This is a genomic window from Pseudomonas sp. BNK-15 (assembly GCF_047456105.1).
Taxonomy (GTDB): Bacteria; Pseudomonadota; Gammaproteobacteria; order Pseudomonadales; family Pseudomonadaceae; genus Aquipseudomonas; species Aquipseudomonas putida_E.
Genome location: NZ_CP179898.1, coordinates 3,650,230 through 3,665,242, shown reverse-complemented (window position 1 = coordinate 3,665,242; position 15,013 = coordinate 3,650,230). Strand labels below are relative to the sequence as shown.

The following is a 15,013-nucleotide window of genomic DNA, read 5'->3' as shown; positions in this document are numbered from 1 at the left end:
TTCAGTACAGGCGAGGATCTACGTGAATACATCACCCCTGGCATGGGTCAACGGCAGCGATGCGCCAGAAAAACCCAGCCTCGATATCGGTTTCATGGCCCTGACCGATTGTGCTTCGGTTGTGGTAGCGGCCACCCAGGGCTTCGCCCAGCAACACGGCCTGACACTCAACCTCAAACGCCAGGGCTCATGGGCCGGCCTGCGCGACAAACTGGCCAGCGGTGAACTGGATGCCGCTCATTGCCTCTATGGCCTGGTCTATGCCGTGCACCTGGGCATCGGCGGGGTGCCGGCCAGCGACATGGCGGTGCTCATGGGGCTGAACCAGAATGCCCAGGCCATCAACCTCTCCCCCGCCCTTCAGCGCAAGGCTGTGACCACACCTGAAGCACTGGCACGTCACGTGCACCAGCAGGGTGCAAAACTGACCTTCGCCCAGACATTCCCCACTGGCACCCATGCCATGTGGCTGTATTACTGGCTGGCGAGCCAAGGCATTCACCCCCTGCACGACGTCAATAGCGTGGTGGTGCCACCGGCGCAAATGATGGCGCACATCCAGGCTGGCCGGATCGATGGCTTCTGCGTCGGCGAACCCTGGGCAGGCGCCGCCGTAGCGCAGGGCCAGGGCTTTACCTTGGCTACCAGCCAGTCGATCTGGCCCGACCACCCGGAAAAGGTCCTGGCCTGCGCCCGCGCCTTTGCCGAGCAGTACCCAAACAGCGCCCGGGCGCTGATCAAAGCGATCCTCGCCGCCAGCCGCTTCATCGAACAAAGCCAGGAAAATCGCCACGGCACCGCGCAACTGCTCAGCGGCAGCGCCTACCTGGATACGCCCATTGAAAACATCGAACCGCGGCTGCTCGGGGTGTATCAGGACGGCCTTGGCAACCACTGGCAGGACCATCATGCCCTGCGCCTGTTCGATCAGGGGCGGGCCAATGTGCCTTACCTGTCAGACGGCATGTGGTTCATGACCCAGTTCCGTCGCTGGGGGCTGCTGCGCGATGATCCCGACTACCTCGGCGTGGCGCGCCAGGTCCAGCAGCTGGCGCTTTACCAAGAAGCCGCCGAGGCGCTGGGCGTGACTTGCCCTGGCACGCCCATGCGCAGCAGCCTGCTGATCGACGGTATCCGCTGGGATGGCAGCGACCCATACGGCTACGCACGCAGCTTCAGCCTGCACGCCTTGGGCGATACGCCCGATGCCCGTATCGGTCTGTGAGGGTCACCAACATGCTGCGCATCCTGCTGATCGACGATACCCAGAACAAGCTCGGCCGCCTCAAGGCTGCACTGCGCGAAGCCGGCTTCGAGGTGATCGAGGCGCCAGACCTGACCATCGACCTGCCCGCCTGCGTCGAGATGGTGCACCCGGACGTGGTGTTGATCGATACCGACTCACCCGACCGTGACGTGATGGAACAGGTGGTGATGGTGAGCCGCGACCAGCCGCGGCCGATCGTGCTGTTCACCGACGAGCATGACCCCGGGGTGATGCGCCAGGCGATCCAGGCCGGGGTCAGCGCGTACATCGTCGAGGGCATCCACGCCGCCCGCTTGCAGCCAATCCTGGACGTGGCCATGGCCCGCTTCGAGAGCGACCAGGCGCTCAAGGCCCAGCTGCAGGCCCGCGACCAGCAACTGGCCGAGCGCAAGCGCATCGAGCAGGCCAAAGGCCTGCTGATGAAAATGAAAGACTGCAACGAAGAACAGGCGTACACCCTGATGCGCCGGCAGGCCATGAGCCGCCAGCAGAAGCTGATCCAGGTGGCTGAGCAGATCATCGCCATGCACGAGATGCTGGGGTAAGCAGGCGACCGTACAATGTTGGCCCAGCTCTTGCTGAAGATATCGCACCGGTAGCCAACGGCGGTTGCCCACAAACCCCGACAAAGACGTCGCTCACCCCTCCATGCCAGTGGACCGGGTAGCGGCGTCTTTTCGTTTCCGTTGCATTGCCGAGTGAGGTGTTCGATGAGTACCAGCTTCTGGAAATCCGGGCATGTGCCCACGCTGTTCGCTGCGTTCCTGTATTTCGACCTGAGCTTCATGGTGTGGTACCTGCTCGGCCCGCTGGCCGTACAGATCGCCACCGACCTGCAACTGAGTGCACAGCAACGGGGCCTGATGGTCGCAACACCCATCCTCGCCGGTGCCGTGCTGCGTTTTGTCATGGGCCTGCTGGTCGACCGCCTCTCACCGAAAACCGCCGGGCTGATCGGCCAGGTCATCGTGATTGTCGCCCTGGCCTGTGCCTGGTACCTGGGCGTGCACACCTACGAGCAAGCCCTGCTGCTCGGTGTGTTTCTCGGTGTTGCCGGCGCCTCGTTCGCCGTGTCGCTGCCGCTGGCCTCGCAATGGTATCCGCCGCAACACCAGGGCAAGGCGATGGGCATCGCTGGCGCGGGCAACTCCGGCACCGTCTTCGCCGCGTTGCTGGCCCCGGTGCTGGCCGCAGGCTTTGGCTGGAACAACGTGTTCGGTTTCGCCGTGATCCCGCTGCTGGTGACGGTCGTGGTGTTCGCCCTGCTCGCGCGCAATGCACCACAACGGCCCAAGCCAAAGGCCATGGCCGACTACCTCAAGGCGCTGGGTGATCGTGACAGCTGGTGGTTCATGTTCTTCTACAGCGTCACCTTCGGCGGCTTCATCGGCCTGGCCAGCGCCCTGCCCGGCTATTTCAGCGACCAGTACGGCCTCAGCCCGATCACGGCAGGCTACTACACCGCCGCCTGCGTGTTCGCCGGCAGCCTGATGCGCCCGCTGGGCGGCGCCCTGGCCGACCGTTTCGGCGGTATCCGCACCCTGCTTGGCATGTACAGCGTGGCCGCCATCTGCATCGCTGCCGTCGGCTTCAACCTGCCCAGCGCCACAGCGGCCCTGGCGTTGTTCGTCAGCGCCATGCTCGGCCTGGGCGCGGGCAACGGTGCGGTGTTCCAGCTGGTCCCCCAACGCTTCCGCCAGGAGATCGGCGTGATGACCGGGCTGATCGGCATGGCCGGCGGCATCGGCGGCTTCCTGCTGGCAGCCGGGCTCGGCACCATCAAGCAGCACACCGGTGACTACCAGATGGGCCTGTGGCTGTTTGCCAGCCTGGGCCTGCTGGCCTGGTTCGGACTGCACGGGGTCAAGCAGCGCTGGCGCACCACCTGGGGTTCTGCAGCGGTCACCGCGGCGCGGGTCTGAGGCGAACCGATGAGCCTGCAACTGAGTTTCGCCCAGGCCAGCGCCACGGGGCCGCGCGAGGAGAACCAGGACGCCTTGCGCCTGGTCACCCCGGCGCCGGAGCTTGCCGCCAGCAAGGGTTACCTGTTCGCCCTTGCCGACGGCGTCAGCCAATGTGCTGACGGCGGCCTTGCAGCACGTGCCAGCTTGCAGGCCCTGGCCATGGATTACTACGCCACCCCCGCCACCTGGGGCGTGGCGCAGGCACTGGACCGCCTGCTGTCGGCACAGAACCGCTGGCTGCGCGCTCAGGGCAGCCAGCCGCTCCTGACCACGCTCAGCGCGCTGGTGCTGCGCGGGCGCCGCTTCACCCTGGCACACGTCGGCGACTGCCGCGCCTATCGCTGGCACGACGGCCGCCTGCAGTGCCTGAGTGAAGACCATGTGTGGGACCAACCCGGCATGCAGCATGTGCTCAAACGCGCACTGGGCCTGGACCAGCACCTGCTGGTGGACTACCTGGACGGTGAGCTGCAGCCCGGCGAGTGCTACCTGTTGCTCAGTGACGGCGTCTGGGCCAGCCTGGGTGACCAGCACATCCAGGCCGTACTGCGCGAGCAGCCCGACCTGCAACTGGCCGCCGATACACTGGTCGCCAGCGCCCACCACAATGGCAGCCAGGACAATGCCAGCGCCCTGCTGGTACGGGTCGAGCGCGTGGGCACCGCCAACCTTGGCGATACCCTGGTTCAACTGCAGCAATGGCCCTTACCCCGCGAACTGCGCGAAGGCCAGGCAATCGATGGCTGGCAGATCGAGGCGCGCCTGGCACAAAGCCGCCAATCGCTGTTGTACCGCGTGCGCGACAGCCAGGGCCAGCCGTGGCTACTGAAAACCTTGCCCGCGGAACGCGAACAAGAGCCGGGCGCTGCCCAGGCGCTGTTGCTTGAAGAATGGTTCCTGCGCCGCGTAGCCGGCCGCCATTTCCCCGAACTGCACGCCGCCAGCCAGCGCCAGCACCTGTATTACGTGATGCGCGAACACAGCGGCCGAACCCTGGCCGCCCAGCTGGCCGAGCAGGGCCCGTTGCCACTGGCACAGTGGCTGGAAGTGGCCCGCCAGTTACTGCAGGCCGTTGGTGTGCTGCACCGACGCAACTTGCTGCACCGTGACATCAAGCCCGACAACCTGCACCTGGGCGAAGACGGCCAACTGCGCCTGCTGGACTTCGGCCTGGCGTACTGCCCAGGGCTGTCCGAGGACCCGCGCCACGAACTCCCCGGCACGCCTTCGTACATCGCCCCGGAAGCCTTCGACGGCCAGCCGCCGAGCCCGCGCCAAGACCTCTACGCAGTGGGTGTGACGCTCTACCACCTGTTGACCGGGCATTACCCCTATGGCGAGGTCGAAGCTTTCCAGCGCCCGCGCTTTGGCCAATCGGTCAATGCCGCGCGCTATCGCCCCGACTTGCCGGAATGGCTGCAGCACAACCTGCAGCAAGCCGTGGCCACGGACCCGGCGCAGCGCTTCGAAACCGCTGAACAGTGGTTGCTGCTGCTCGAACGGGGTGACCGCCAGGCGCTCAACAGCCATCCACGCCCACTGCTTGAACGGGAGCCACTGAAGGTCTGGCGCACCCTGGCCCTGCTGTCCCTGCTGCTCAACCTGATACTGCTGTTCAGCCTGTTCAAGGGCTGAGCACGCCTTGCCGATGAGGAAACCCTGATGAATGCGAAAGTCTGGCTGGTCGGTGCCGGCCCTGGTGACCCCGAACTGCTCACCCTGAAAGCCGTGCGTGCGCTGCAACAGGCCCATGTAGTGATGATCGACGACCTGGTCAACCCGGCCGTGCTGGAACACTGCCCGCAGGCACGGGTGATCGCCGTGGGCAAACGGGGTGGCTGCCGCTCCACGCCCCAGGCGTTCATTCAGCGCCTGATGCTGCGCCACGCACGGCAGGGCCGCTGCGTTGTGCGGCTCAAAGGCGGCGACCCGTGCATTTTTGGCCGTGGCGGTGAGGAGGCCTTGTGGCTGCAAGGGCATGGCATCGAGGTGGAGGTGGTAAACGGTATTACTGCAGGCCTGGCAGGCGCGACCCAGTGTGGCATTTCGCTTACCTCACGCGGGATCAGCCGTGGCGTGACACTGGTGACCGCGCACACCCAGGATGACAGCGAGCTGAACTGGACGGCGCTGGCACAGGGTGGCACGACCCTGGTGGTGTACATGGGGGTAGCGAGGCTGGAGCAGATTCGCCAGGGCTTGCTGGACGGCGGCATGGCGCCGGGGATGCCGGTGGCGATGATCGAGAATGCGTCACTGCCCGGGCAACGCGAGTGCCGCAGCGACTTGCGGGGGATGCTGGAGGATGCGCGGGCGTTCGGCTTGCGCAGCCCGGCAATCCTGGTGATTGGCGAGGTGGCAGGGAACCTGGAGGTCCATCAGCGGATGGCGGCAGCCGGATGACGCGGTGTTCATCGGCTTAATGCCTTGCCTGGAAACTACATGCTCCAGACACGAAAAACCCGGCCGAGGCCGGGTTTTTCAGTGAAGCTTCAACCAATTACTTGGCTTGGGCTTCTACCTGAGCTTCAACGCGACGGTTGACAGCACGGCCTTCTTCGGTGGCGTTGTCGGCAACCGGACGGGTTTCGCCGTAGCCAACCGAGTCAACACGAGTCGACTCAACACCGTACTGCTGGGTCAGCACGTCTTTGACGGCGTTGGCACGACGCTCGGACAGCTTCTGGTTGTAAGCGTCTGGGCCCACGGAGTCAGTGTGACCTTCAACCACGGTGGTGGTCTGTGGGTACTGCTTCATGAAGTCAGCCAGGTTCTTGATGTCGCCGTAGCTGTTAGGCTTGACGACCGACTTGTCGAAGTCGAACTTGACGTCCAGCTCAACGCGAACGACTTCGGCAACAGCCGGGCAGCCATCAGCGTCAACGGTAACGTTGGCTGGGGTGTCTGGGCACTTGTCGACGTTGTCGCAAACGCCATCGTTGTCGCTGTCGGAGCAGACTTCAGCAACTGGAGCAGGAGCCGGGGCAACTTTGCCACCGCTGCCACCGAAGTTCAGACCCACACCAACGGTCGGGCCCCACTCGGTGTTGCCGTTGTCGATGTTGTACATGGCTTCTACGCCGGCACGGGCGAAGAACATGTCGGTGATGTACCACTTGGCACCAGCGCCAACGTTGGCGAAGGTGGAGTGGTCACGGCCGCTACGAGTGGCCTGGCCCAGGCTCTCGTGAGCGAAACCAGCGGAAACGTACGGACGCAGCGCGTCGCCTACGGTACCGAAGTGGTAGGTAGCGTCGAGCTTGGCTTTGGAACCTTTGATGTCTTTGTTGAAGACTTCGCCACGAGCGTTGTGGGTCTCGTTGTAGCCCAGGTCCAGGGAGACGTCGTCGGTCAGGAAGTAACCGAGGCGAACACCAGGGTTGGTGCCGTCGTTCTGGAAGTTACGCTCGCTGTCGTAGTACTGCTTGGTCACGTTGCCTTCGATTTCGACAGCGCCTTGGCCTTGTGCCAGAACGCCGAACGAAGTAGCAGCAACGAGCGAGCCAATGGCCAAGCCCAAGGTGTTTTTCAATTTCATCCGTTAAATCCCCATCTGGTGATAGTTAAGCAGTCCCACCAAAATCCGGCGGACAACTCGACGGCAAGTCTAGCAGAACTTGCCGATTCGTTAGAGATATTCGCAAGGGGCTAAGTTTCATCCATACCTGCAAATTTCTCTCTAAGCTTGTCCAGCGCGCGCTTGTAGCGCATTTTCGTTGCGCTCAGGCCCATGTGCATGATATCCGCGATCTCCTGAAATTCCAGTTCCGCAACAAATCGCAGCACCAGAATTTCCCGGTCGATCGGGTTCACATACACAAGCCACTTGTCCAGGCCACCCTTTTCTTCGGGTTTGGGTGCCTTGTCTTCAGACGCCTCTTCAACAGGGTCAAGACTCAAGGCATCCATCAACCGACGTTTGCGGCGCTCCTTGCGGTACTGGGTAATGCACTCGTTATAGGTAATGCTGTAGAGCCAGGTCTTGAACTTGGATTTACCCTCGAAGTTCTTCAGACCGTAAAGCACCTTGAGCATCACCTCCTGACAGACATCGTCAGCATCCCGGTCGTTCCCCAGATAACGCGCGCACACGTTGAACAGGGTCCGCTGGTAGCGCCGCATGAGCTCTTCATAGGCGCGGGTAACGTGATACAGCTCCTCATGCGAACGCGCCACCAACTCCTCGTCGGTGAGCTCGCGCGGGTCGTAACGCATGGGCGGCGAATGAACTTTATTCAAAACGGATCTGGCCGACAGTCAGGTCAATGTCGCCGCTCGGCCACGTGGGCGGATTTCTGCGGCGGCATACATTAACAGCTTTTGGACAATTAGCGGCTATTGACGCGTTGCTCGAGCAGCACACGATTAGACAACGATACCAGTTCGCCATCATCGGTCAGCAACGTCGTCTTTACCGTGCCGATCTCCTCGATCTGCCCCTCGACCTCTCCAATCCGCACCTGCTGGCCGACCTGGTAAAGCTCACGCACATAGATACCGGCCAGAATCTGCCCAGCGATTTCGCGACTGCCGAGCCCCATCGCAAGCGCAACGGCCAGACCAACGGTAATCAGCCCGATCACGATCACGTGGTTGAGCAGGTCGGTCTTGACCTCGAGCTGGCTGATCGCCACCGAAATACTGATGATGATCACCAGGCCTTGGGTAATGCGCCCAAGGCCTGCGGAATACTCAAGGCCGATACCTTCGGCAGCGCCACGCACCAGGCCGTTGGCCACTTGCGCCAGCAGCACGCCAACCAGCAACACCAAGGCCGCACCAAATACCTTTGGCAGGTAGAGGGCAAGCATGTCGAGGGTTGCGGAGACGCGCTCGAGGCCTAGCGATTCGGCAGCAGAGACCAGGAAAATCAGCAGTACGAACCAGTAGACGATCTTGCCGATCAAGGTCGAGATCGGCACCTGAATGCCGCCACGGCTGAGCATTTTGGTCAAGCCGGTACCGGCCATCAGGCGATCCAGACCAAACTTGGCCAGCAGCTTGGACAACAGCGTATCGAGCAGCTTGGCCACCACGAAACCGAGCAGCACCACGACCAGCGCGCCGAACAGGTTGGGGATGAAGTTCGCCACCTTGGTCCATAGGGCGGTCATGGCAGTGACCAGGCTCTGGGTCCAGAGATCGAGTTCCATATTCAATCGGCCTTATCAGCTTTGCTGCCGTCGGCAGCGTTACGGGCAGAAGTGCGGCGCACCGGCGCGACATGCGCCGAGCCATTGTTCACGGCGATCAGCAGCGCCTGGCTCCAGCGGCCAAGCAGGCTGAACAGGTCACCGGCGCCAACCTGGCGGTTGGCGGTTTTCAGCACGCGACCCAGGCACGCAGCGTCGTCACGGTCCTCACCGGACGGCGACGCGTTGAGCAGGTCACGCAGGGATTGTTCAAACGGATCGTGCATGTGCACCTCGCGCAATGTCAGTCAGAGACGAGAGCGACAGACACCGGGTCACACTTCGGCTCATGTGGCGGCCGGCTTGCCAGCGACAGGGCCGGTGAATTCCAATAAGCATTCAAACCCACCGCAGCCGTCGGAACAGCCACCACTGCCCCACCGCAAGCCCGAGCACGACGATACAGGCAAACAGGAAACCATAGGGGTTTTCCGCCCCCGGAATGCCGCCGACATTGATCCCCAGCAACCCGGTGACGAAGCTCATGGGCAGGAAAATGCAGGTGATGATGCCGAAGCGGTACATGGTCCGGTTCATCCGCTCGCTGCGCCGCCGGTCCTCGCTTTCCAGCACCAGCGCGGCCCGCTCACGGGCCAGCTCCAGCTCTTCCAGGTAGCGGATCAGGCTGTTGTTCAGCTCGTTCCAGTAGTCTGCGTCCGCATCGGCGAACCAGCTCCAGCGGCTGCGCGACAGCTGGGCATAGATCTCCCGCTGCGGGGCGAGAAAACGCCGCAGGCCGGCGGCTCGGCGACGAATCTGCTGCAAGCTGCCGTGCTCAGGGCTGTACCGTTCGTCGGATTCAACCTTTTCTTCCTCCAGATCGACCAGCTCCGACAGATCGTTGACCAAACCCTGCACTTTCTCGGTGAGCAATTCGCCCATCAGCAGCAGCAACTCGGACGCCGATCTGGGCCCCCTGCCCTCGTCCAGCAGACGGAGAATTTCGTCACTGGCGCGCAAAGGCCGCAAGCGCAGCGAAATGACCCGCCGCGCCTGGGCGAAAATACGTACCGATACCATGTCTTCAGGCTCGGCGCCCGGGTTGAGGTTCACCCCACGCAAGAACAACAGCAGCTGTTCATCGGCCAGCGGCAACAGGCGCGGACGGGTGTTTTCCTCCAGCAGCAGGTCGCAGGCGAACTCACTCAGGCCGCTCTCTTGCTGCAGCCAGGTACGGGTCTGGGGATGACTGCGATCCCAGTGCAGCCACAGGCTTTGCTGTGGCTGCAACTGCAGATCGTCCAGCTCGGTCCGGGGGATCGAGCGCGCACCGCCTTTACCATCGAGCACCAGGGCGTGCACCAGCCCCCACTGCGCGTTGTCTTCCTCGAACATCAAAGCTCCATCAGCGCGTGCGGCGCATCACTGCGGCATTTCCAGCGGGCTTGGCGAGACGATCACACCATTGTTGTCGGCATACACATACTCGCCAGGGCGGAACGTCACGCCGGCGAAGGTCACAGCCACATTGAGGTCGCCGATACCGCGCTTGTCGGTCTTCATCGGATGGCTGGCCAGCGCCTGCACACCGACGCTGGTCTGGATCAGCACATCGACGTCACGCACGCAGCCATAGATCACCAGGCCTTCCCAGCCGTTCTTGGCAGCCTTTTCGGCAAGCATGTCACCGAGCAATGCACAGCGCAGCGAACCACCGCCATCGACCACCAGAACCTTGCCCTTGCCGTCGAGCTCAACCTGCTCTTTGACCCGCGAATTGTCCTCGAAGCACTTGATGGTAACGATCTGGCCACCAAATGAATCGCGGCCACCGAAGTTGCTGAACATCGGCTCCAGCACCTGGACCAGGTCCGGGTAGGCGTCGCACAGGTCGGGCGTTACGTAATGCTGCATGGGAAGCTCCTGTCAGTCACAACGAAAGCGGGTGTCTGCCAAGGCTACACCGGGGAGGCAGTCGCAGTCATCCGGGACTGCTCGGTCATCTGTATTTCGCCTGTCGTAGCCCAAGCGGGCCACGACACCCAGCAGAAAATCAGCTGACCGTGACTGGCTCCGTAACCACGGTCGCCCCATGCACCGGCAGCAACGGCTGGCGCAACCAACGTTGCACCAATGGCCACACCTGCGCCTGCGCCGCCTTGCTCACCAGCATGTCGACATGCCCGAACGCCTCGAAGCCTTCCTCGCGTCCCAGCCTGAGGAACTGCTTGCGCTCGCCACCCAACTGATCGAACAGCTTGCGACAAGCCCACACCGGGTCCTGGAAGTCTCCCGCGCCAGCCACTGCCAGCACCGGCACATCCACCTCGGCAAGCCCCGCCCACCAGTCACTGTCCTCGTCACCAAAACGGCCAAACAGGCCGTGCCAACGCATGCTTTCCAGCGCCAGGCCTATCGGCTCATCCTCAGGCCCGCGCTTGAAGCGCGAGCCGGAAATCTGCCCCCAACGCCTGAGCAGCAGCTTTGCGCCCCAGGTCAGGGGTGGCACCTTCAACGGCCAGTACACCCGGCTGATCTGGGTACCGAAAAACGCGGCACTGGCGACCTGCCCGGACTGCAGAAAACCACCGCCAAGCGCTGCCGCCAAGGTGGTACCGCCAAGCGAATGGCCTATCCAGTGGGGGGCTGAACCGGACTGTTCTTCAACGAAGGCCGCGATCAGCGGCAAGTCATAGCGGGCATAGTCAGCGACCCGGTTGTGCCGCCACTTGTGGTTGCGCGGCGACAACCCGTGGCCGCGCATTTCCGGGATCCAGACATCGAAGCCCGCACGTGCCAGGTAAGCCCCCAGGCCAATGCCCTTGGGCGAATACCAGAAACGCCGATTGGAAAAACTGCCATGCAGGAGAATAACCGGCACGCCTTGGGCGCCACCCTGGTCGGCCAGCCCCAGGCGGGTCACGGCCAGTTCGACGCTGGGGTCAGGGCTGTTGCCGGCCTTGATCCGGTAGACGTCTTCACTGAGATCACCGCGGCGCTCGGCACTGAGCAAGGCCACGGGGAATAGAACACTGCTGCTTTGCATAAGGTTGCTTGATGCACAAAAAAGGGCGGGATCCATCACTGGAACTCGCCCTGGAAAAAACCAGGCGGGGGCACGCCAGACGCGCCCCCGCATTTCATCTATCAGGCCGCGCCCTGGCCCTCGGCCAGGAAGAACCAGGTCTCGAGTACCGAGTCGGGGTTCAGCGACACGCTTTCGATGCCTTGCTCCATCAGCCACTTGGCGAGGTCCGGGTGGTCCGACGGGCCCTGGCCGCAAATACCGATGTACTTGCCAGCCTTGTTGCACGCCTGGATGGCATTGGCCAACAGCTTCTTCACCGCCGGGTTACGCTCGTCGAACAGGTGGGCGATGATGCCCGAGTCGCGATCCAGGCCCAGGGTCAGCTGGGTGAGGTCGTTGGAACCGATGGAGAAACCGTCGAAGTACTCGAGGAATTCTTCAGCCAGGATGGCGTTGGACGGCAGCTCGCACATCATGATCACGCGCAGGCCATTGTCGCCACGGGCCAGGCCGTTTTCGGCCAGCAGGTCGACCACCTGGCTGGCTTCGCCCAAGGTGCGCACGAACGGCACCATGATCTCGACGTTGGTCAGGCCCATCTCGTTACGCACGCGCTTCAGTGCACGGCATTCGAGCTCGAAGCAGTCACGGAACGACTCGCTGATATAGCGCGAAGCACCGCGGAAGCCCAGCATCGGGTTTTCTTCTTCCGGCTCGTACAGTTTGCCGCCGATCAGGTTGGCGTACTCGTTGGACTTGAAGTCCGACAGGCGCACGATGACCTTTTTCGGGTAGAAGGCCGCCGCCAGGGTGCTGATGCCCTCGACCAGCTTCTCGACATAGAAGCCGACCGGGTCGTTGTAGCCGGCGATGCGCTTGTCGACGCTTTCTTTGAGCTCCGGCGGCAGGCCGGCGTAGTTCAGCAGCGCCTTGGGGTGCACGCCGATCATGCGGTTGATGATGAACTCAAGGCGCGCCAGGCCGACACCGGCGTTGGGCAGCTGGGCGAAATCGAAGGCGCGGTCCGGGTTGCCGACGTTCATCATGATCTTGAACGGCAGGTCGGGCATGGCATCGACCGAGTTCTGCTTGACGTCAAAGCCCAGTTCACCTTCAAAAATGAAGCCGGTATCGCCTTCGGCGCAGGACACGGTCACGCCCTGGCCATCCTTGAGCAGCTGGGTGGCGTTGCCACAACCTACCACTGCCGGAATACCCAGCTCGCGGGCGATGATCGCCGCGTGGCAGGTACGCCCACCGCGGTTGGTGACGATGGCGCTGGCGCGCTTCATCACCGGCTCCCAATCCGGGTCGGTCATGTCGGAGACCAGCACGTCGCCCGGCTGCACCTTGTCCATCTCGGACACGTCCTTGATCACGCGGACCTTGCCCGCGCCGATGCGCTGGCCGATCGCGCGGCCTTCAACCAGTACGGTGCCCTTCTCCTTGAGCAGGTAACGCTCCATGACATTGGCGCTGGCGCGGCTTTTCACGGTTTCAGGGCGGGCCTGCACGATGTAGAGCTTGCCGTCGTCACCGTCCTTGGCCCATTCGATGTCCATCGGGCGCTGGTAGTGCTGCTCGATGATCATGGCCTGCTTGGCCAGCTCGCTGACCTCGGCGTCGGTCAGGCAGAAGCGCGCACGTTCGGCACGGTCGACTTCGACGGTCTTGACCGAGCGACCGGCCTTGGCCTCGTCGCCGTAGATCATCTTGATCGCCTTGCTGCCCAGGTTGCGGCGCAGGATGGCCGGGCGGCCGGCCTGCAGGGTGTTTTTGTGTACGTAGAACTCGTCAGGGTTGACCGCACCCTGCACCACGGTTTCGCCCAGGCCGTAGGCGCCGGTAATGAATACCACATCGCGGAAACCCGACTCGGTGTCGAGGGTGAACATGACACCGGCGGTGCCGGTTTCAGAGCGGACCATGCGCTGCACGCCGGCCGACAGGGCCACCAGCTTGTGGTCGAAGCCCTGGTGCACGCGGTAGGCGATGGCGCGGTCGTTGAACAGCGAGGCGAACACTTCCTTGGCCGCGCGGATCACGTTATCGACGCCACGGATGTTGAGGAAGGTTTCCTGCTGGCCGGCAAAAGAGGCATCCGGCAGGTCTTCAGCGGTGGCCGAGGAACGCACGGCGACGGCCATGTTGTCGTTGCCAGCGGCCATCTCGGCAAAGGCCGTACGAATTTCCGAATCCAGTCGAGCCGGGAACTCGGCCTCCATGACCCACTGGCGAATCTGCGCGCCGGTCTTGGTCAGGGCATTGATATCATCGACATCCAGCGCGTCGAGCGCGGCGTGAATGCGGTCGTTCAGCCCGCTTTGCTCGAGAAAATCACGGTACGCCTGAGCCGTAGTGGCAAAGCCGCCCGGCACCGACACGCCGGCACCGGCGAGGTTACTGATCATCTCGCCCAGGGATGCGTTCTTGCCCCCCACATGCTCCACATCATGGACGCCGAGCTTATCGAGGGAAACTACGTACTCTACCAAGGTGATCTCTCCACTAACTGTATTGGAAAAGCTCAAGGGCGCCCGCCTGCCTTTTGACTGGGCCGGACGCTTGTGGCCTGTACCTGGAAAATAAGTGAGAATGCCGACAGCCGCATTCGGCAAACCGAACTTATCATATCCAAGAAACGTCATCAGCTTAAGGCCCAGATCGCAAATGAAACGAACCGCGTTCTTCATCTCCGATGGCACCGGCATCACTGCCGAAACCCTGGGCCAAAGCCTGCTCGCGCAATTCGATAGCATTCCATTCAACAAATTCACCCGTCCGTACATCGACACGCCGGACAAGGCGCGCACGATGGTGCAGCAAATCAATGCCGCCGCCGAGCGCGACGGCATGCGCCCGATCATCTTCGACACCATCGTCAATCAGGACATCCGCGAGATCCTGGCGACGTCGAACGGCTTCATGATCGACATCTTTTCGACGTTTTTATCCCCGCTCGAGCAGGAATTGACTGCCCATTCGTCGTATTCCGTCGGCAAGTCCCACTCCATTGGCGGTAATTCCAACTACATGGAGCGCATCGAGGCGGTGAATTTCGCACTCGACAACGACGACGGCGCGCGCACCCATTATTACGACAAGGCCGACCTGATCCTGGTCGGCGTATCGCGTTGCGGCAAGACCCCGACCTGCCTGTACATGGCGATGCAGTTCGGCATTCGCGCGGCCAACTACCCGCTCACCGAAGACGACATGGAGCGCCTGCAGCTGCCGGCGGTGCTCAAGAAGCATCACAACAAGCTGTTCGGCCTGACCATCGACCCCGACCGCCTGACCGCCATCCGCCACGAGCGCAAGCCCAACAGCCGTTATTCGAGCTTTGCCCAGTGCGAGTTCGAGGTACGCGAGGTCGAGAGCCTGTTCCGGCGGGAGAACATCCCCAACATCAACTCCACGCATTTTTCGGTGGAGGAGATATCGGCAAAAATCCTGGTGGAAAAAGGCGTGGAGCGGCGGTTCAAATAACACGCGGCCCCGTAGGAGCGGCCTTGTGTCGCGAAAGGGGTGCGCAGCGCCCCCGCAATTCATGCATCAGGCTGATATTGCCGGGGCCGCTACGCGACCCTTTCGCGACACAAGGCTGCTCCTACCTGGGGGC

At 62.7% G+C, this 15,013-nt stretch carries 14 protein-coding genes; 6 read left to right on the top strand and 8 right to left on the bottom strand.

Annotated elements, in window-relative coordinates:
* Positions 1 to 22: 22 nt before the first annotated feature.
* The 5 genes from ACMGF5_RS16750 (at position 23) to cobA (ending at position 5,634) form a co-directional block, all read left to right on the top strand.
* On the top strand, positions 23 to 1,225 hold the full coding sequence (locus tag ACMGF5_RS16750) for a CmpA/NrtA family ABC transporter substrate-binding protein (protein ID WP_414156983.1): 1,203 nt from the start codon (positions 23 to 25) through the stop codon (positions 1,223 to 1,225).
* A gap of 11 nt (positions 1,226 to 1,236) precedes the next feature.
* On the top strand, positions 1,237 to 1,812 hold the full coding sequence (locus tag ACMGF5_RS16745; protein WP_039602393.1) for an ANTAR domain-containing response regulator: 576 nt from the start codon (positions 1,237 to 1,239) through the stop codon (positions 1,810 to 1,812).
* A gap of 165 nt (positions 1,813 to 1,977) precedes the next feature.
* Positions 1,978 to 3,189, top strand: a complete 1,212-nt coding sequence (locus tag ACMGF5_RS16740) for a nitrate/nitrite transporter (protein WP_046786493.1) — start codon at positions 1,978 to 1,980, stop codon at positions 3,187 to 3,189.
* Positions 3,190 to 3,198: 9 nt separating this feature from the next.
* Entirely contained in the window at positions 3,199 to 4,866 is a 1,668-nt protein-coding gene (locus tag ACMGF5_RS16735; protein WP_119688552.1) for a bifunctional protein-serine/threonine kinase/phosphatase, read from the top strand.
* A gap of 27 nt (positions 4,867 to 4,893) precedes the next feature.
* On the top strand, positions 4,894 to 5,634 hold the full coding sequence (gene cobA, locus ACMGF5_RS16730) for a uroporphyrinogen-III C-methyltransferase (RefSeq protein ID WP_204920569.1): 741 nt from the start codon (positions 4,894 to 4,896) through the stop codon (positions 5,632 to 5,634).
* 97 nt (positions 5,635 to 5,731) lie between these two features.
* Here the strand turns inward: cobA and ACMGF5_RS16725 are convergent, their stop codons facing one another.
* The 8 genes from ACMGF5_RS16725 to ppsA all read right to left on the bottom strand — a co-directional run bounded on the left by ACMGF5_RS16725 (position 5,732) and on the right by ppsA (position 13,886).
* The gene (locus ACMGF5_RS16725; protein WP_039603738.1) at positions 5,732 to 6,769 is read right to left on the bottom strand and encodes an OmpA family protein; all 1,038 of its coding nucleotides are present in this window, start codon (positions 6,767 to 6,769) and stop codon (positions 5,732 to 5,734) included.
* 110 nt (positions 6,770 to 6,879) lie between these two features.
* Entirely contained in the window at positions 6,880 to 7,446 is a 567-nt protein-coding gene (gene sigX / locus ACMGF5_RS16720) for an RNA polymerase sigma factor SigX (RefSeq protein ID WP_039603739.1), read from the bottom strand.
* Between the two features lie 113 nt (positions 7,447 to 7,559).
* A complete protein-coding gene (locus tag ACMGF5_RS16715) occupies positions 7,560 to 8,384 on the bottom strand; it encodes a mechanosensitive ion channel family protein (protein WP_012313513.1) in 825 nt (274 codons plus the stop codon).
* Between the two features lie 2 nt (positions 8,385 to 8,386).
* Positions 8,387 to 8,650 (bottom strand): CrfX protein, encoded by a 264-nt coding sequence (locus tag ACMGF5_RS16710; RefSeq protein ID WP_115275429.1) that lies wholly within the window; start codon positions 8,648 to 8,650, stop codon positions 8,387 to 8,389.
* A gap of 112 nt (positions 8,651 to 8,762) precedes the next feature.
* Positions 8,763 to 9,758: a zinc transporter ZntB gene (locus ACMGF5_RS16705; RefSeq protein WP_046786497.1), complete on the bottom strand. Its 996-nt coding sequence runs from the start codon at positions 9,756 to 9,758 to the stop codon at positions 8,763 to 8,765.
* Positions 9,759 to 9,785: 27 nt separating this feature from the next.
* Complete coding sequence (rraA, locus tag ACMGF5_RS16700) at positions 9,786 to 10,277, bottom strand: ribonuclease E activity regulator RraA (protein WP_012313510.1); 492 nt, start codon at positions 10,275 to 10,277, stop codon at positions 9,786 to 9,788.
* 139 nt (positions 10,278 to 10,416) lie between these two features.
* Positions 10,417 to 11,409 carry an alpha/beta fold hydrolase gene (locus ACMGF5_RS16695; protein WP_414156982.1) on the bottom strand — a complete coding sequence of 331 codons (993 nt, stop codon included), beginning with the start codon at positions 11,407 to 11,409 and terminating at the stop codon, positions 10,417 to 10,419.
* A gap of 101 nt (positions 11,410 to 11,510) precedes the next feature.
* Entirely contained in the window at positions 11,511 to 13,886 is a 2,376-nt protein-coding gene (ppsA, locus tag ACMGF5_RS16690) for a phosphoenolpyruvate synthase (RefSeq protein WP_177010820.1), read from the bottom strand.
* A gap of 175 nt (positions 13,887 to 14,061) precedes the next feature.
* Here ppsA and ACMGF5_RS16685 point away from each other — a divergent pair, with 175 nt between their 5' ends.
* Positions 14,062 to 14,880 (top strand): pyruvate, water dikinase regulatory protein, encoded by an 819-nt coding sequence (locus ACMGF5_RS16685; protein ID WP_012313507.1) that lies wholly within the window; start codon positions 14,062 to 14,064, stop codon positions 14,878 to 14,880.
* Positions 14,881 to 15,013 lie beyond the last annotated feature (133 nt).